The 16,165-nt window shown below is 45.1% G+C and carries 20 protein-coding genes; 17 read left to right on the forward strand and 3 right to left on the reverse strand.

Annotation, left to right across the window (positions count from 1 at the left end; translation table 11 throughout):
• Positions 1-399 precede the first annotated feature (399 nt).
• The 11 genes from AC6I8Y_RS07645 (at position 400) to AC6I8Y_RS07695 (ending at position 9,045) form a co-directional block, all read left to right on the forward strand.
• Positions 400-2,358 (forward strand): heme lyase CcmF/NrfE family subunit, encoded by a 1,959-nt coding sequence (locus AC6I8Y_RS07645; protein WP_498021316.1) that lies wholly within the window; start codon positions 400-402, stop codon positions 2,356-2,358.
• A complete protein-coding gene (locus AC6I8Y_RS07650; RefSeq protein WP_498021317.1) occupies positions 2,348-2,776 on the forward strand; it encodes a cytochrome c-type biogenesis protein in 429 nt (142 codons plus the stop codon). The genes AC6I8Y_RS07645 and AC6I8Y_RS07650 overlap by 11 nt, the downstream gene beginning before the upstream one ends.
• Before the next feature lie 87 nt (positions 2,777-2,863).
• Complete coding sequence (locus tag AC6I8Y_RS07655; protein ID WP_498021318.1) at positions 2,864-3,283, forward strand: GNAT family N-acetyltransferase; 420 nt, start codon at positions 2,864-2,866, stop codon at positions 3,281-3,283.
• Positions 3,276-3,770 (forward strand): GNAT family N-acetyltransferase, encoded by a 495-nt coding sequence (locus AC6I8Y_RS07660; RefSeq protein WP_498021319.1) that lies wholly within the window; start codon positions 3,276-3,278, stop codon positions 3,768-3,770. Before AC6I8Y_RS07655 ends, AC6I8Y_RS07660 begins: the two co-directional genes overlap by 8 nt.
• Position 3,771: 1 nt before the next feature.
• The gene (locus AC6I8Y_RS07665) at positions 3,772-4,239 is read left to right on the forward strand and encodes an ASCH domain-containing protein (protein WP_498021320.1); all 468 of its coding nucleotides are present in this window, start codon (positions 3,772-3,774) and stop codon (positions 4,237-4,239) included.
• Positions 4,240-4,755, forward strand: coding sequence for a GNAT family N-acetyltransferase (locus AC6I8Y_RS07670; protein ID WP_498021321.1), 516 nt, complete (start codon positions 4,240-4,242; stop codon positions 4,753-4,755).
• Between the two features lie 18 nt (positions 4,756-4,773).
• Positions 4,774-5,259, forward strand: coding sequence for a GNAT family N-acetyltransferase (locus AC6I8Y_RS07675; protein WP_498021323.1), 486 nt, complete (start codon positions 4,774-4,776; stop codon positions 5,257-5,259).
• Between the two features lie 267 nt (positions 5,260-5,526).
• Positions 5,527-5,730 carry a DUF1656 domain-containing protein gene (locus AC6I8Y_RS07680; RefSeq protein ID WP_042475600.1) on the forward strand — a complete coding sequence of 68 codons (204 nt, stop codon included), beginning with the start codon at positions 5,527-5,529 and terminating at the stop codon, positions 5,728-5,730.
• A gap of 8 nt (positions 5,731-5,738) precedes the next feature.
• Entirely contained in the window at positions 5,739-6,602 is an 864-nt protein-coding gene (locus AC6I8Y_RS07685; RefSeq protein WP_498021325.1) for an HlyD family secretion protein, read from the forward strand.
• 8 nt (positions 6,603-6,610) lie between these two features.
• Positions 6,611-7,966 (forward strand): FUSC family protein, encoded by a 1,356-nt coding sequence (locus AC6I8Y_RS07690; RefSeq protein WP_498021327.1) that lies wholly within the window; start codon positions 6,611-6,613, stop codon positions 7,964-7,966.
• 89 nt (positions 7,967-8,055) lie between these two features.
• The gene (locus tag AC6I8Y_RS07695) at positions 8,056-9,045 is read left to right on the forward strand and encodes a linear amide C-N hydrolase (RefSeq protein ID WP_498021329.1); all 990 of its coding nucleotides are present in this window, start codon (positions 8,056-8,058) and stop codon (positions 9,043-9,045) included.
• A 33-nt stretch (positions 9,046-9,078) separates the two neighbouring features.
• Here the strand turns inward: AC6I8Y_RS07695 and AC6I8Y_RS07700 are convergent, their stop codons facing one another.
• Positions 9,079-9,942, reverse strand: coding sequence for a LysR family transcriptional regulator (locus AC6I8Y_RS07700; protein ID WP_498021461.1), 864 nt, complete (start codon positions 9,940-9,942; stop codon positions 9,079-9,081).
• Positions 9,943-10,074: 132 nt separating this feature from the next.
• Between AC6I8Y_RS07700 and AC6I8Y_RS07705 the strand changes: the two genes are divergently transcribed.
• Positions 10,075-10,446: a YybH family protein gene (locus tag AC6I8Y_RS07705; protein ID WP_498021331.1), complete on the forward strand. Its 372-nt coding sequence runs from the start codon at positions 10,075-10,077 to the stop codon at positions 10,444-10,446.
• A 54-nt stretch (positions 10,447-10,500) separates the two neighbouring features.
• On the opposite strand, the gene AC6I8Y_RS07710 is transcribed toward AC6I8Y_RS07705, so the two are convergent.
• Complete coding sequence (locus tag AC6I8Y_RS07710; RefSeq protein WP_498021333.1) at positions 10,501-11,256, reverse strand: DeoR/GlpR family DNA-binding transcription regulator; 756 nt, start codon at positions 11,254-11,256, stop codon at positions 10,501-10,503.
• Between the two features lie 297 nt (positions 11,257-11,553).
• Here AC6I8Y_RS07710 and AC6I8Y_RS07715 point away from each other — a divergent pair, with 297 nt between their 5' ends.
• The 4 genes from AC6I8Y_RS07715 to AC6I8Y_RS07730 all read left to right on the forward strand — a co-directional run bounded on the left by AC6I8Y_RS07715 (position 11,554) and on the right by AC6I8Y_RS07730 (position 13,835).
• Complete coding sequence (locus AC6I8Y_RS07715; protein WP_498021335.1) at positions 11,554-12,612, forward strand: oxidoreductase; 1,059 nt, start codon at positions 11,554-11,556, stop codon at positions 12,610-12,612.
• A 26-nt stretch (positions 12,613-12,638) separates the two neighbouring features.
• Complete coding sequence (locus tag AC6I8Y_RS07720) at positions 12,639-12,953, forward strand: DUF1801 domain-containing protein (RefSeq protein ID WP_498021337.1); 315 nt, start codon at positions 12,639-12,641, stop codon at positions 12,951-12,953.
• Positions 12,954-13,114: 161 nt separating this feature from the next.
• The gene (locus AC6I8Y_RS07725) at positions 13,115-13,417 is read left to right on the forward strand and encodes an antibiotic biosynthesis monooxygenase family protein (RefSeq protein WP_498021339.1); all 303 of its coding nucleotides are present in this window, start codon (positions 13,115-13,117) and stop codon (positions 13,415-13,417) included.
• Between the two features lies 1 nt (position 13,418).
• The gene (locus AC6I8Y_RS07730; RefSeq protein ID WP_394152397.1) at positions 13,419-13,835 is read left to right on the forward strand and encodes a GNAT family N-acetyltransferase; all 417 of its coding nucleotides are present in this window, start codon (positions 13,419-13,421) and stop codon (positions 13,833-13,835) included.
• A 64-nt stretch (positions 13,836-13,899) separates the two neighbouring features.
• Here the strand turns inward: AC6I8Y_RS07730 and AC6I8Y_RS07735 are convergent, their stop codons facing one another.
• The gene (locus AC6I8Y_RS07735; RefSeq protein ID WP_252014399.1) at positions 13,900-14,151 is read right to left on the reverse strand and encodes a GlsB/YeaQ/YmgE family stress response membrane protein; all 252 of its coding nucleotides are present in this window, start codon (positions 14,149-14,151) and stop codon (positions 13,900-13,902) included.
• A gap of 184 nt (positions 14,152-14,335) precedes the next feature.
• Here AC6I8Y_RS07735 and AC6I8Y_RS07740 point away from each other — a divergent pair, with 184 nt between their 5' ends.
• Entirely contained in the window at positions 14,336-16,030 is a 1,695-nt protein-coding gene (locus AC6I8Y_RS07740; RefSeq protein ID WP_498021341.1) for a mechanosensitive ion channel family protein, read from the forward strand.
• Positions 16,031-16,165 lie beyond the last annotated feature (135 nt).

Genomic DNA, 16,165 nt, shown 5'->3' on the forward strand with positions numbered 1-16,165 from the left:
GAGATGTTTAATGCGGACTCCCAACACGCGTCATTCCACTGGCCGTGCGCCTGCGCAGGCAGGAATCTTCTAGAGGCTTGGTGCGTACTTTGAGTAGACCCCTGCCTACGCAGGGGTGACGATTTCTCTAACGGGAATGAGTGGAGAGCACAAAACTCTCAACCACCGTCATTCCTGCGCAGGCAGGAATCTACTGGAGGCTTGGTGCGCGCTTTGAGTAGACCCCTGCCTACGCAGGGGTGACGACTGCTTTGAATAGGAATAAGTGGAGAGTAAAAAACTCTCAACCACCGTCATTCCTGCGCAGGCAGGAATCTACTGGAGGCTTGGTGCGCGCTTTAAGTAGACCCCTGCCTTCGCAGGAGTGACGTCATCTTTTAATAGGAACTAAATCATTACATGATCGGCTATATAGGATTGTTCACATTAATCACAGTTGCAGTAACGAGCTCATGCGCAGTTTTGCATGGACTGGTGTCTTACGCTAAGCCTCAGCGCTTCGCCGCGAGTGAAATCACCCTAAGCCGATTCTTCAGCACAATATCTTTCTTGTTCGCGTTGTGTGCGATCCTCGTATTGGCCTACGCATTCGCAATTGACGATTTCTCCATTCGCTATGTTTCGGATAACTCCAATCACCAACTCCATCTGGGCTACAAACTGGCCGCTACATGGGGTGGACACCAAGGCTCAATGCTGTTTTGGGTAGTGACATTGTCACTTTGGGGTGTCGTCATAGCTTGGTCAAAGCAGCGCAACAGTGCGAAGAATCACGCAAGTTGGGTCATGCAGTTCATCGTAGCCATCTTTGCTTGGTTTACACTGGCGGCATCCAACCCGTTCGAGTTGAATGCGGTCATACCGCTACAAGGACGTGACTTAAATCCGATGCTTCAAGACGTCGGACTTATCATACATCCGCCTTTGCTCTATATCGGTTATGTGGGCTTTGCGTCGGTTCTCGCGATGGCGTTGGGGGCGCTGCTTACAAACCACGTTGACCTTGATTGGATTCCTAGAGCGCGAACCTACACCCTAATTGCATGGCTATTTTTGACGGCTGGAATCGCTGTAGGTTCTTGGTGGGCATACTATGAGCTAGGTTGGGGAGGCTGGTGGTTTTGGGATCCTGTTGAAAATGCTTCTTTGCTTCCTTGGCTCACGTCAACTGCGTTATTGCATACCATGATGGTCGCTCGCAGTAAGCAGCTCATTTTCTGGACCTATTCTCTGGCATTTATCACGTTCTGTTTGAGTATTCTTGGGACCTTTATTGTTCGCTCTGGCGTGCTTACATCCGTTCATGCGTTTGCGGTTGATCCTACAAAAGGCTTTAGCCTACTAGCGATCTTAACATTGGTCTTTGTCCTCGCTTTTGTTGCTCTTATTTACAGGGCTGATGCTATCAAGTCGTCAAGTATTACTAGTGTGGTGACCAAACCATTCTTAGTGCTGATCTCAGCAAATTTGTTTGTATTGGCGACCGCAGTCGTCGTATTTGGCACCTTTTATCCCATGGTTTATGAGTTAGCAGGGCTTGGGAACATTTCCGTTGGCGCTCCGTACTTTAATTTGCTCTTTGGGCCCATCGCGATAGCGAGTTTATTCGTTATGGGGGCTGTGCCATTTCTCGGTTGGTCTAGGACAAACGAGAAGCCAAGCATCGGGAAGCCTGTAATCCTGCTGCTTGTTTCACTGCTATTGGCTTTTGCTATCGTTACCTACAGCACCATGCATTACGAGCCTGTGGGGGCTGAGTGGTCGAACTGGGCGCTCTTTACTGTCTGGGCGAGCCTTTGGGTGCTAATCTCACATATCATTTCAGCGATCGTTAAGGTAGGTAAAACATCGCTGTCGGCACTGGTTGCCCATATTGGTATTGCGATAGCCGCGTTTGGATGCGTTATGAATGCCGAGTATTCATACGAAATCACAAAAAGGCTCGGTCCCGGCAGTCAAGCCGACTTTGGAGATTACCTAGTTAGCTATGTTGACACCAATTTGTACATAGGCCGAAACTTTACCGCTGAGCAAGCTGTTATTGAGCTCGCTGATAAGGAAAACGACCAACGTACTGTGATCGCCACTCCTGAGAAGCGTCATTACTCAGTACGTGTCATGACCATGACGGAGCCTTCAATGACGCCACTTTGGCATGGTGACATTTATATCTCTTTGGGTGATAAAGTGGATACGACGGATTACGCCGTTCGCATCCAATTCAAGGCCTTTGTTCGTTGGATTTGGTTTGGTGCGCTATTGGTGTGTATATCGGCATGTATCGCATTGCTTAGAAAGCCTAAGACAGCCTTAGTTTCAAGACGTTCTACTTCAAGGGAGGCTGTAAATGTTGGATAAACTCCGGATAGCTATTGCTACTGTCGTATTGTTTGTTGCAGTCTTACTAAGCGCCAGTCATGTATTTGCCACACAAGCGCACTCTGTCGAACTGTTTGAGTTCGATACACCCAAACAGCAAAAGCAAGCAATAGAGTTGGCGAAAACACTTCGTTGCCCGATGTGCCAAAATCAAAACCTTATCGAGTCCAATTCTCCTGTGGCAAAGGATATTCGATTGCGAGTATTTGAGTTGGTGAAATCAGGACAAAGCAATCAACAAGTTAAAGCGTATATGGTTGACCGTTACGGTGAACATGTACTGTATCAACCCTCCATGTCTGGTAAGAATATCCTCTTGTGGGGGATGCCCGTTGCCTTTGCTATGATGCTCGCTGGCTTCGTGATTGTTACTATGCGCCGAAATTCCCGCAAATAGCTTGCTTCTATTCAAATACACCATTGATATTAAAGCGTAAATTGTTTATCTCTATAACAAGTTCAAGGATGAAGGAGATAAGCCACCATGCCGTATTCGGTATCTACTGATAAAAACCATCTCGATATCACACTCATACACCGCTATCTCTCTGACAGTTATTGGGCGAAAGGTGTCCCTTTGTCTGTGGTCGAAAAGTCTATTGAACACTCTTTGTGTTTCGGCGCCTATGACAACGATGGCAGCCAAGTGGGGTTTGCGCGTGTTATTACAGATCGTGCGACGTTTGCTTATCTGAGTGATGTCTTTGTTGTCGATGATAAGCAAGGGCAAGGTATCGCTAAATTAATACTAAGCACCATTGAACAGCATCCTGATCTGCAGGGCTTGAGAAGAACCATGCTTGGCACGGTCGATGCGCATTCTCTTTACCAACAATTTGGATTCCAATCGATTCAAAAGCCGGAGTTCCTAATGCAGAAAAAGGGAATCGAATCCTATGTCTAGTTTTGACCGCCCCAATAACAAAGAATGGCGTAGCGTATTGTTGACTGATGTGCCTCAGCACAAGCCGACAGTGATCGATTGGTATTTTAATGCTTGGGGCAAGCGTGAACCGAATAACACGTTGGAAAGCTATACCCAGAAGCTCGAGACCTTTTTACAAGACGGCTCCATTCCAGCGCATTTAGTTATTTGTGATGACGAGCGACCGATTGCGACTGCGCATATTCGTAAATATGAAATACCCAATTACGTTGACTATGAGGATTGGCTTGGCGGTGTGTATGTGGACTCCGATTATCGGGGCCAAGGTGTTGCGAAAATCGTAGTCAATAGCGTGATCGAAAAAGCCAAAGCCCTTGGGGTTGAGAAGCTCTATCTGCAAACGGAAAATTTGTCCGGCGGTTTATACGCAGAACTCGGATGGAAAAAGCTTCATCAAACTAATAATAAAGGCAGTGAGGTGATAGTCATGGTCAAGGAGTTATAGCATGACACCGATTCAACGAGAGTTTTTCCAACAGTTTCTCGATACTCTGCCGAACCCTGAAAGTGTCGATACCGACAACGTCATTGCTGAGCACTACTGCGCCGATGAATACAACGCCAACGAGTGCGCCAGACTGATCAACGGAGGGATCAAAACCGCATCATGTGGACTAAAAGCAGGTTGGGATGTCGAAGACGAGCCATTACCTCAAGTAGGCAGCTATTCGCTTGTCTTAGATTGGCAGCAGAATCCGGTATGTGTGATTCAATTAGTATCTGTCGAAGTATGTCCGTTCAATCAAGTGAGCGAAGAGTTCGCCTATGCAGAGGGCGAAGGCGATCGCACATACGCTGGGTGGAAAGCGGCACATATTAAGTTTTTCGAATGGTACGCTAACGAAATTGGTGTTGTGTTTTCGCCCGAAAGTGAATTAGTGCTAGAGCGTTTTAAGAAGGTGTATCCAAGCTAAATGAAAAGTATCGCTATCCAAACTGAACGTCTTTCTATGGCGCAAATCACCCAAGCTGATTTCGACTTGTTCAAGCGCTTACAGACAGAGCCCAAGGTTATTGAGCTTTGTTTCGATAAACCTAGCGAAGAAGAGATACAAGCGAGATTTGAAGAGCGTCTACCGACATGGGTCAAAGGCTCAGAACAGTGGCTCTGTTTGGTTATCTCACTAAAGCAAACTAGTGAAACCGTTGGAGTGACCGGCTTTAAAGTAACTGATGACTGTGCAGAAGTGGGGTATTTGCTTCTGCCCGAATTTCATGAGCGTGGGATTGGTACCGAATCGCTAGAAGCTTTAATCAAATGGGCGGAGCGCGATCTCGATCTCAGCAAGTTTTCCGCGATTGTGACAAAAGGAAATAGAGGCTCAGAGCGTGTGTTAGAGAAATGTGGCTTTGTGCTGACCAAGGTTGATAAAGACGCCTATCAAATTGGTGGTCAAACCTATGATGACCACATCTTTCACCGCGGCTAATGTCACAAGGAGTGCCCTTTGATTCGTAATGTCACCGCATCGGATGCAGATGCTATCGCAACGATTTACAACCACTACATAGTCAATTCAACGTGCACGTTTGAAGAAGAAATTGTGTCAGCGCAGCAAATGGCGGAGCGTATTCAGACGCTGATTGACTCGCAGATGCCATGGCTCGTGTATGAGCATCAAGGACAAGTGATAGGTTACTGTTATGCCAAGCAATGGAACGCGAGAAGTGCTTATCGGTTTACGGCGGAGTCCTCTGTTTATCTTTCACCTGAGTGTCCGATAAAAGGGGTAGGCAGTAGACTCTACGAGCAACTATTTAGCCGATTACGTGACGATGGTATCAAGAACGTCATGAGCGTCATTACACTACCTAACGATCAGAGCACCAGGTTCCACCATAAAATGGGCATGGAGCAAGTAGGGCACTTTAAGCAAATTGGCTTCAAGTTTGACCGCTGGCTAGATGTTGGATACTGGCAAAAAACGCTCTAAGCCATAGGAGCAACTGTGGTTGCTCCTAGATAGATTCTAGTTCCGGCAATAACCGAGTCTCTCAAGTTGTCACCGTAAGCGATAAATTTGACCGACACCTTCATAGCTTCTTCACTTAATATCTTTCCTTCATTCACTGTCTATCTATGCAGTTCAGACGTCCTATATCCAGTTCCTATCAATAGGTGAGGCTTTAATCCTCTGCTGCAGAGTGTTCGTGTTTTCTTTAGTGAGGTGTAATGCACTCTCACTTGAAGAGGATTCGATATGCCACATGAAATAACCATTGGCGAAATTTACATTCCACCCTTTCTATTGGTGATTTCGCTCTCCTACATTGCTACGCATTTTGTCACTGCGATGTTCGCTAAGTTTAACGTTTATAAACACTTAGCTTACCCAGCCATCGCAGATATCAGTTTATTTATTTTAATGAGTCTGATCATTGGTCTGCTCATTCCTTTTGTATGAGGTGACTTATGTTTCACAAAACCGTTACTACCGCGATTCTTGCTATAGCTGCAGGAGCTGGCGCTTACGCGTACTACACACATAACGTTCAAAACCCATGGACACGTGATGGACAGGTGCGTGCACACATTGTTCAGGTAACACCACGCGTGACTGGGCAGGTTGTCGCATTACACGTGACCGATAACCAAGAGGTCAAAGCGGGCGATGTCTTGTTTAAAGTTGATGACAGCCAATACAAGGCAGGGTTAGCGAGTGCGAAAGCGGCTGAGCAACAGGCAAAAGCACTGCTTCGAAAAGCACAAAATGAGCAGCATCGAGCGGAAGCCTTAGAGCATAAGGTGCAAGGTTCGGTGTCGACATTGGCATTGAACAACTATGAAAGTGCGGTAGAGACTGCAGAGGCAAATGTAGCCGCCGCGAAAGCGAACACCCAAGAGGCAGCGCTGTTACTTGAATACACCGAGGTCAAAGCCCCGGTCGATGGATACATTACCAACCTTAATTATCGAGTAGGTTCTCAAGTGGTTGCTAACGCGCCTGTCGTCGCACTGATCGATGAGAACAGTTTCTGGATTGAAGGATTCTTCAAAGAAACAGATTTGAGCGACGTGAAGCTAGAGCAAAATGCACGTGTGACCTTGCTGTCCGATAGCAAACAGGTCTTAGAAGGCAAGATAGAAAGCATTGGCTACGGCATCTCAAAAGTGGATGGAAGCACGGGGAATGCACTTCTACCAAACGTGAACCCTAACTTTCAATGGATAAGGTTAGCACAGCGTTTACCAGTGAAAGTAAAGCTTGATCGTGTTCCAGATGACCTTCAGCTGCGTGTCGGAACCACAGCTTCTGTGCAGATCTTGTCTGATTGAGGTGAGCTATGTTAAATCCGTCTATGAAAGCGGCCATTAAGTACGGGCTCGCGTTAATTCTCGCGATGTTTTGTTCTATGTCGTTAGGGTGGTCAAAAACATCGTGGTCGATGCTTACGGTAACTGTTCTCGCAACCTTAGAGATATATGGCTATTGGGCACAAAAAAGCCGCAATCGTCTCTATGGCACGGTGATAGGTACTGCTGTTGCGTTTCTGATAATTGGGCTGTTTGCACAAGACCGAGTGATGTTTATCGCGTCACTCACCGCCTTTTTGTGGGTATGTGCGTATTACCAGTCGCACCGCTCGTTGGGCTATATGTTCAATATTGCGATTACTGTTTGCCTAATCATTTCTAGCTCCGTATCGGCGGACAGTACCTCAGTTATCAATACTGCGATATTGAGAATGCAGGATACGGTACTCGGTGTGGTGGTATTTTCGTTGGTGTATCGATTGGTTTGGCCAACGTCAACGGATGAAGCTTACATCGAACGAGCTCAAACTGGATTGACTGACCTGCAAATGCTTTCAACCTTGCTTAAGGCCGATAAACCCGACTTTGAAGCAATCAGCAAGCTAAATGCAAGTGTGAAGAAGACCTCTAATGGATTGAAGGAACTGCTTTCTCTTCCGGTAGAAGATAGTGACTTTTTATCGCGTCATCGAGAGAGGCTGGTGGAGCTTAGTACAGCTGTCGACAACGCAAGTAAGATTGTTGATCAAGCGAGTTCTGGAGAGATGACGAATGTATCTGAGCTCGATCTGCAAATTCTTGATGAACTTAACGAAAAAGTCCGAGACTTTCTTGAAAGCAAAGGCGATGTTCCACTGCATCACATCAATAAAAGAAGTTCGTCTGCGTTGCCGAAAATGTCTCTACCCAAGGAGAAACGTATATTTTTTGCCAACATTGCTGCTTGTGTCACAGTCACGGCTTTTGCGTTGTGGATTTACATGCCTGTGCCAAATGGTGCGCTTTTTCCAACGTTGGCCAGTGTCCTAGCTGCGAACATATTGGCGATTCCAGGTAAGGCAGTGAAATACATCATGCTGTTTTATACTATCGTTGCAGCGTTTTTGTTGTTGCAGTACACCTTTATCATGCCTGCGCTTACGGAAGCGTGGCAGATTTTGGCGCTCTATTTTTGCAACGCTGTGTTGCTTTGGCGATTGTGCGACATCCTTAAAATGAGCCCACTTAAATCGCTCGCGGGGAACATCCTTGTGAACATACCTGCTAGTGCGGTTGAGTTAGTCCCTTCATTCAAAATACAGGGACCGCTCAATATGATAGTGATGCTATTTATGTCATTGTTACTTATTGAGTTTTACTCAAAAGTGTTTTCGATTAAAGCTTAGGTGAGGGCTCAGTCCTCTCCTGCAGAGTTATTGATTTCTCATTACCATTTTACACTCCATATCGTTCCTTAACGTGATTTGGAGTTACCATGAAATTAAAAGCAATAACTATCGCACTTCTTGCTGGCACTATGGCTTCGGGCATCGCTGACGCATGTACATCAGTAGCTTGGAATACTGAGCTTGGCACCTTTACCTCAAGAACAATGGATTGGATGGAATCGACCAAACCTGTCTTGGGAAATATCAACAAAGGTGACATCCGAGCCATCCAAGGCAACGGCTTGGGTGACAAATATACGGTTAAGTATGACATGGTTGCCGTGCTTGCTTACGGCGAACTAGTCGCGGATGGCGTCAATAGCGAAGGTTTGCAGGTAAACGCACTGTTCTACCCTGACATGACAATGAAGAAAGCAACAAAAGGCTCTGAGGTGACTCAGTTTACGGTAGCAGAGTACTTACTGGCCAGCTACGCATCAGTTGATGAAATAGTGAAAGCGTTGCCAAACATTGAGTTTGCATCCATTGATATGGAAGGTATGCCAGTTGAAATGAAACTGCACTGGTCGGTAACCGATAAGAGTGGTGACCGTCTTGTCATCGAGATGGATGAAGACGGCATCAATTCCTATCGAGGTGACGATGCTATGGTCATGACTAACGATCCATCGATGAAGATTCAGTTGGAGCAACTTAAAGAAGTGGAACCCCGCTTTAAAGACGCAACGCGTGATACCGATTATGGTTCAATCGGCAACGGTAACTCTCACAGTCGTTTCCTACACGCAAACTACTTTATGAGTCACCTAGAGCAACCGACAAGTGTTACCAATGGCATGATGAAGTTGTCAACCGTTCCATTCCGAGTGCCAGTAGATGCGCCATACAAAGACTTTGGTCACGGTATGTCAGGCTACGCTACGGAATACACCATCACGCAGAGTCTTGAAACAGGTGACACGGTATTCGAGTACAACTTCGATGAAAACTGGAATACGGTCCAATTCAATGTTTACGACATGATGGGTAAGGATTTCAGAATGCCGCTTGATAAGTCGTATATGGCGAAGTTTTAAGATAAACGAATAGGGCACTCCAGGGGTGTCCTATCACTTTGAGCCTAGGGATGTAATTATCGCGTGCTCGATAGCTTCGATAGCTAGCGTTACAACCAGCGGCACATGCGCTTGATACGGATGCAGTACATAAATCGAATTCACTTTCGTTGGTCGCGCGTCTGAGATAGCGGTTACGCTCTTGTGTTCATTAAGAATAAAGTCGGGAACCAATCCAATACCTAACCCTGTTTCTATCAAACTAACTACATCAAAAACCGTATTGGCTCTATGTGAGATAGGGAAGTTGATAGTCTCACTTCGACCATTGAATTCTAACTCATGTGTAATTGGCTCAGACTGCCAATGCTGCGCGATGTATGGTGATGCTCGAACATCGATGTTGTTAGTGTCAGCACTACAAAGCAGATCGACAAACTCTCCAAGTTTACGTTGTTTCAAATTGGAATTTTTTGAGCTTCCTATACGAATGGCAAGATCGATGTCGTCTTGAATAAGATCAACATGTTTGTCGTCAGCGATCAGGTTTAAGCTTACTTGTGGATGATCTTTGAATTTGGCAGTGAGGCTTGGCAAGACAATCGATTTCATTAGTGCGTGGGGCGCGGTAACGGTCAGCCTACCTTTGGGCTCTTGAAGAGAGGCGGAGGCCTCAATCCAAGCACTTTCGGCGATCGCGCTCATCTGTGCGCACTTTGCATAGAAGCGTTCGCCTGGGGAGGTGAGGGTCTGTTTTCTGGTTGTGCGTTTAAGTAGTGTGGTATCGAGCTCTTGCTCAAGCTGCTTGAGGGCAGTACTGACCACTGATTTGGAGACATCCAGTTTATCTGCTGCTTTGGAAATAGAACCACTTTCTACTACCTGCACAAACACTGACATTAGACGTAGCTTGTTCATAAGTACCTTGATTAACCACTCATTCATTATTGTTCTGTTTTATAGAACAGAATTTTCTGATTGCTTTGTTTTTCATTGGTAATTGTACGCCTAATATTGGTTTATCAACAACGGGAACAGTAGGAAAAAATGATGAGTGAATCCGTTTTAGAACAGTCAAAAGCAGGTATTTCAGGTTGGCAATCGGCGTTCAATAGCCAAGATGCAGCAGGCTGTGCAGCACGATATACCGAGGATGCGGTAATGGTCACCAAACCATTTGGTACTTTTGAGGGGCGTGAGGCCATTGAAGCGTTTTGGCAAGGCATTATGGACCAGGGATTTGCCGACGTTGACTACACAAATGTGAAGTGGGTAAAAGAGAATGACACTGGCTACATTTTGAGTGCCGATTGGACCATGAATAAAGCGTTCGGTGTGGTACACAAAGAGTTGTGGGAGATACAAGAAGATGGGTTATCTCGTTTGACTTATGATGAGTTTGAAGTGTTAGGTGAGCGATAGCGCACACTTCTGCGCTAAAACCACAGTACAGGAGATGTACTGTGGTTTTGGTTGTTATACCTCAGGAAGGATAACTACTTCCACACCATGAAGCTCAATCTGTTTTATGATGTTCTCTGGTGGTCGCTGATTCGTGACAACGATATCAATATCCGCCCATGTGCAAGACTGGTACATCAGTTGCGTGTTGAACTTAGTACTATCCACCACACAAATTACTTGCTTAGACTGCTTTGCCATCGCCAGTTTCAGGTTGGCATCGGTCTCTAAATCGGTAGTGATGCCAGATTCTGATATCGCACCAATGCCTATAAACGCCTTGCTTGCCTGATATTTTTTTATCTGCTCAATAGTCATATCGCCCAGGATGGCGTGTGAGAAGTCGTCGAATGCGCCACCAAGCACACTTTTTCGAACGTTGGGCTTATGACTTAAGGCACTCAAGCTCTCAATTGAGTTGGTAATGACCGTTGATTTGACTGAGAGGTTTTGAGCGAGCGCCGTGCACGTCGTACCGGCGTCGAGGAAAATAATATCGTTCTCTTCTACTAGGGAAGCGGCAAACTTGGCAAGCTGCAGCTTGATTGGATCCGTACCAGACCTTTGATGAAATGAGAGACTAACGGTTTTCTCATCTAAGATTGCACCACCTCTAATTCTCAATATTCCCGGTCGCTCTGATAGTTTAACCAAATCTCGCCGAGCTGAATCGTAAGAGATTTCATAGGCTTGGCATATCTCTTCGATGGTGACTTTTCCGTGGTTTTTTATCTGCTCTTCGATCGCTATCAATCGTTCTTCTTGAGTCATTGTTTGATCCTTTGCTGCATCTGCTTGTCATTGTAGCGTAAGTGAATATCAATAAATACTTATATGTGCGTAAAACCACTTATCTTGACTTGCTAACTCGTTGTTAAAAGTCCGATGTAGCACTTTGTTCGTGATTAAACTTGAAATTACGTAAGTTAATGTGCAATATTATTCGTGTTTGTGCGGTTTCGTAAGTTAATTTGCATTTTTTAAGTTACGTTAAGCGAAAAGTGAAGGGTTTCGCTTAAGTGAAATGCTGATGATGCCGTAGTCACTAATCAATAAAGAGAGTGTTCAATGACACAGAAGAGAATTAAAACAGCCATCATCGGATATGGATTTTCCGCCAAAACTTTCCAGATCCCATTTATCACCACCTTACCTGAGTTTGAACTGACCGCTATCAGCACCAGTAAAGCGGGTGAGGTCAATACTAGGTTGCCAGATGTTAAACACTACACCAGCGCAACCTCAATGATCGAGGATACGGATGCAGAGTTAGTCATCATTACCGCCCCAAACCATGTTCATTTTGAATTGGCGAAGCTAGCGCTAGAAAGTGGTAAACATGTGGTGATAGAGAAACCGTTTGTGACCCGTATTGAAGACGGAGAAGCGTTAATTAAAATGGCGAAAAAGCACAATCGAGTTTTGAGCATCTATCACAACCGACGTTGGGATGGTGACTTTCTTACGGTCAAAAAGTTGATTGAAGAAGAGATGCTTGGGGACATCAAACATTTTGAATCCCACTATGACCGTTTCCGGCCACAAGTCCGTCAACGCTGGCGTGAACAAACAACGGATGGTGGTGGGATCTTATTCGATCTCGGTTCCCATCTTATTGACCAAGCTGTGGAGCTGTTTGGTGTCCCGGACTATGTCAGCGCTGAGTGCAAAATGCGACGTGAAAGCTCGACTAATGTCGATTATTTTCATGTGATTCTCCATTATCCAGAGCATTTGGCGATTTTGCATGGTGATATGTTTGATGCTGGACCTAATCGGCGTTTCACCGTCAAGGGAACACTAGGAAACTATGAGAAGTGTGGCTTTGATCCTCAAGAAGCGCGGCTAATCTCTGGCGTGCTTCCCAATACACTAAATTGGTCAGAAGAGACACAGGAGAGCTACGGTATGCTGTATCAAGATGAAGGAGCAGAGACAGTAAAGACTGAACTTGGGGCTTATCAGGACTACTTTAAACAACTCGCCAAGTCGATTCAGGATGGCCTTGAACCTCCCATAAAACCAGAAGAAGCGCTTCAAGTTATTCGATTGATTGAGCTTGCTATGGAAAGTAGCCATCTTGGTAAGAAGCTTTCAGTTATAGAGGCAAAAGGGTTTAAGCTATAACGAGATAACCAAAATAGGGAAAAGCCATGTCATCTCTAAAAACACGACCATCAGACGCAAGCCCTGTCGAATTTATCGAAAGCGTAGAACATAAGCAGCGCCGTGAGGATGCTGAGACATTACTCACAATGTTCACTCAAATTACGGGTCGCAAGCCAGTTATGTGGGGAGAGAGTATTATCGGATTTGGAGAATACCGATACACTAACACGCGTGGAACGTATTCTTGGTTGATGACGGGTTTCTCTCCTAGAAAGAGCAACACGACTATTTACGTAATGCAAGGCTTTGAAAAATTTCAGAAAGAGTTAGCCGCGTTGGGCAAAAGTAAAAACCGCTAAATCATGCCTTTACATCACGAATTTGGAAAAAATTGATCGTTCAGCACTAGAGGATCTTCTCATGAAAGTGGTATCAGACATGGAATCTAGGTACGACTGCACCTGATACAGCTCAATATTGAATCCCGTCCAATACCGACAAACAGAGCAAGGGGCCAGATTTGTTTGCCGTCATCTTTAAAGCTACTATTCGAACTCTAGATAAGGAGTATTCTCTCTACGCCAATCAACTGCGTGATCTCGCCATGTCAAAATACGGATGTATAGACTTTGTCAGCAGCTGTGAAGGTAATCAAGAGTTAGCCATATCTTACTGGGTTAGTGAGCAAGATATCGCGCGATGGCGAGATGACCCTTTACATAAAAAGGCTCAGCTCCTAGGTAAAGATAAGTGGTATGTAAATTACACCGTTGAAGTCGTTGAGGTAAAAAGGAGTTACTCAAGTGAACGTGTCGTATCGTGAAATGCAAGTCGCCGACTATGATGCTGTGATGGCGTTGTGGCAAGAGACTGAACATATGTTGATTCGTGAGGCTGACAGTCGAGAAAACGTCACCTCGTATCTCGATAAAAACCCGAACATGAGTTTTGTCGCCATTGTCCATGGCAAGATTGTTGGTGCAGTGCTTGCGGGTACTGATGGTCGGCGTGGATACCTTCAGCATCTTGCGGTTGGGGCAGATTATCGTGGCAAACGCATCGGAAAAACCTTGGTTGAAAAAGTAACCGACGCCTTCGCCCATATTGGTATCAGTAAAACCCATCTATTCGTGAACACTGAGAATGAACAAGCTCAGATGTTTTATAAGTCCATGGGGTGGGAGGTGCGTCAGGAAGTGAAGATGTATTCGTTTAACTCGTCTGCCAATTTAGATATCTAGCCTCTTGAAGCCGCAGATAAAGAGCGCAGGAAAGATTTAGAACCGTACTGCGCTCTGTCAATATTTAATTTTTTAAGAATCGGTTGTAGACAAATAGTAAGATAAAGGCACCGAGCGTCGCAGTAATAATACTGCCGATATTTATTCCGCTTGCCCCGCCAAATCCCAAAAATCCACCAATAAAACCACCAACAAAAGCGCCGGCAATTCCGAGAAGCATAGTTGCAATCCAGCCACCACCATCATTCCCCGGCATTAACCATTTTGCTAAGGCGCCTGCAATCAGTCCTAGAATAATCCATGAGATAATGCCCATGTGTAACTCCTTTGAAGTGAGAATCTTCTTAAGCATAGACGATGGTTAGATTTTTAAAGACTTGCTATTGGTTGTAGACGGTGATCATATAGACAATCTCAATTTAGAGATGGTAGGCAGTGAGCAATAGTGTTCTATTATTAGGTAACTAATAAAAAAGCCTAGCACCTTCAAGGAGTTTTGAATGAGTGTTCCTTCTTCTTTTGCCCCCCGACGTATATGGGCTGCGCTACTTTTATCACTTTCATTGACTTGTTTTAGCGGGTTGTTATATGCAGAAAGTGAACCTGCTCAAACAGCATCGCCTGCAACCTCTAAAGCGGAAGCTGCGTTGGCACGTGTGAATGGCGAAATTCGTGATTTATCCGAATCTTTGAAAGTGACGAGTGGTGATCAAAAAGACGCGATTCAGTTTCGTTTATTCAACAAGAACAATGAACTTCGGGAAGTAATTGGTAATGCCATTGACGCTGATTCATTGCCGAAAGACATGCTGATCGAACAAGTTCGAGTCCAACAGAAATATACGACGGGAGCAAAAGTTTACCTCGAGAAGAAGATTGAAGAGGTGACAGAGCAGTTTAACGCGGCTAAAGACGAGAGCAAGTTGTCTATTCTCAACACTTATAGTGAGCTTCAGGAATACTTGAACTCAGCCTATGACGCTAGCTGGCAAAACCTAGTATGGCTCGAAAAGCTGGATGTACAAGACAAGGAAGCAGAAGCGGAGTTTGAAGTCCTTATTGGTAAAAACCTTCGTTTAACGTCAGCGTCTATTGAGTATTTTGGACAGCAAGCAAGTGCAATAAGCACGCAAATAGCGTCGGCCCCAGAAGGTGATAAAGCAGGGCTGCAAACGAGCCAGCTGATTCTTAAACAGCGCCTAAGCATCGAGACAAAAAGCTTAAGAAACCTCATTGTGTTGGGTGATGAAGTTGGACTAGATACCTCTGAGTATAAGCGTCAGGTGTTCTCCATTACTGGCAACATTACACAGGATATTCTCGATGCCAAAGTAATGCTTTCACTAATAAGCCATTGGTGGAGTCAAGCTGTTGATTGGCTCGCAGATAATGCTCCACAGCAGCTGTTCCAGGTACTTATTTTTCTACTCATCTTGTTCGTAACCCGTGCGATAGTAAGGCTTGTACGAAAAGTTGTCTCGAAGGCGGTAATCAATAAAAACCTCAAACTGTCCCATCTGATGCAAAACTTCTTTGTTTCGATGTCAGGTAACATTGTTTGGGTTATCGGTATCATGGTGGGGCTATCGCAGGTCGGTTTGAATCTTGCGCCAATCCTAACCGGTTTCGGTATTGCGGGTGTCATTATTGGTTTCGCGCTCCAAGATACGTTGTCTAACTTTGCTGCTGGTATGATGCTCCTCATCTACCGTCCTTTCGATGTGGGGGATTTTGTATTTGCGGGTGGCGTAGATGGCAAGGTGAGCCATATGAGTCTAGTAAACACGACTATTCGCACCTTCGACAACCAGATTATCATCGTTCCAAATAGCAAGATTTGGGGTGACGTCATCAAGAATGTCACACACGAACGTACTCGACGCGTAGACATGATATTTGGTATTGGCTACGGCGATGACTTACTTAAAGCAGAGCAGGTCTTAACTGATATCGTTCATGCTCATCCAGCCGTTCTGAAATCCCCAGAACCCAATATTAAAGTACATACCTTGAATACTTCGTCGGTCGATTTTATCGTCAGACCTTGGGTTAAAACAGATGATTATTGGGATGTGTATTGGGACATCACTAAAGAGGTCAAACTTAGATTTGATCGCGAGGGCATCTCGATCCCATTCCCACAACAAGATGTGCATTTGCATATGGTAAAAGACGCCGCATCTGATAATTCTTAATATTTCAAAGAACAGGGAAAGGAGTACCTTTCCCTGTTCATTTCATTGGAACTAGATATTAAGTTGCTAGAGTGTTGACGATATATTCTGTACCATCACTTAAATTCAATAAGTTAACGCGCCAACAGCACGCAT

The sequence above is a fragment of the Vibrio sp. KUL78 genome, assembly GCF_059725505.1.

Bases quoted from the DNA above. Each gene is read 5' to 3' on its own strand.
- AC6I8Y_RS07645 (WP_498021316.1), top strand. From the start codon at position 400: ATGATCGGCTATATAGGATTGTTCACATTAATCACAGTTGCAGTAACG.
- AC6I8Y_RS07650 (WP_498021317.1), top strand. From the start codon at position 2,348: ATGTTGGATAAACTCCGGATAGCTATTGCTACTGTCGTATTGTTTGTT.
- AC6I8Y_RS07655 (WP_498021318.1), top strand. From the start codon at position 2,864: ATGCCGTATTCGGTATCTACTGATAAAAACCATCTCGATATCACACTC.
- AC6I8Y_RS07660 (WP_498021319.1), top strand. From the start codon at position 3,276: ATGTCTAGTTTTGACCGCCCCAATAACAAAGAATGGCGTAGCGTATTG.
- AC6I8Y_RS07665 (WP_498021320.1), top strand. From the start codon at position 3,772: ATGACACCGATTCAACGAGAGTTTTTCCAACAGTTTCTCGATACTCTG.
- AC6I8Y_RS07670 (WP_498021321.1), top strand. From the start codon at position 4,240: ATGAAAAGTATCGCTATCCAAACTGAACGTCTTTCTATGGCGCAAATC.
- AC6I8Y_RS07680 (WP_042475600.1), top strand. From the start codon at position 5,527: ATGCCACATGAAATAACCATTGGCGAAATTTACATTCCACCCTTTCTA.
- AC6I8Y_RS07685 (WP_498021325.1), top strand. From the start codon at position 5,739: ATGTTTCACAAAACCGTTACTACCGCGATTCTTGCTATAGCTGCAGGA.
- AC6I8Y_RS07690 (WP_498021327.1), top strand. From the start codon at position 6,611: ATGTTAAATCCGTCTATGAAAGCGGCCATTAAGTACGGGCTCGCGTTA.
- AC6I8Y_RS07695 (WP_498021329.1), top strand. From the start codon at position 8,056: ATGAAATTAAAAGCAATAACTATCGCACTTCTTGCTGGCACTATGGCT.
- AC6I8Y_RS07700 (WP_498021461.1), bottom strand. From the start codon at position 9,942: ATGAACAAGCTACGTCTAATGTCAGTGTTTGTGCAGGTAGTAGAAAGT.
- AC6I8Y_RS07705 (WP_498021331.1), top strand. From the start codon at position 10,075: ATGAGTGAATCCGTTTTAGAACAGTCAAAAGCAGGTATTTCAGGTTGG.
- AC6I8Y_RS07710 (WP_498021333.1), bottom strand. From the start codon at position 11,256: ATGACTCAAGAAGAACGATTGATAGCGATCGAAGAGCAGATAAAAAAC.
- AC6I8Y_RS07715 (WP_498021335.1), top strand. From the start codon at position 11,554: ATGACACAGAAGAGAATTAAAACAGCCATCATCGGATATGGATTTTCC.
- AC6I8Y_RS07720 (WP_498021337.1), top strand. From the start codon at position 12,639: ATGTCATCTCTAAAAACACGACCATCAGACGCAAGCCCTGTCGAATTT.
- AC6I8Y_RS07730 (WP_394152397.1), top strand. From the start codon at position 13,419: ATGCAAGTCGCCGACTATGATGCTGTGATGGCGTTGTGGCAAGAGACT.
- AC6I8Y_RS07735 (WP_252014399.1), bottom strand. From the start codon at position 14,151: ATGGGCATTATCTCATGGATTATTCTAGGACTGATTGCAGGCGCCTTA.
- AC6I8Y_RS07740 (WP_498021341.1), top strand. From the start codon at position 14,336: ATGAGTGTTCCTTCTTCTTTTGCCCCCCGACGTATATGGGCTGCGCTA.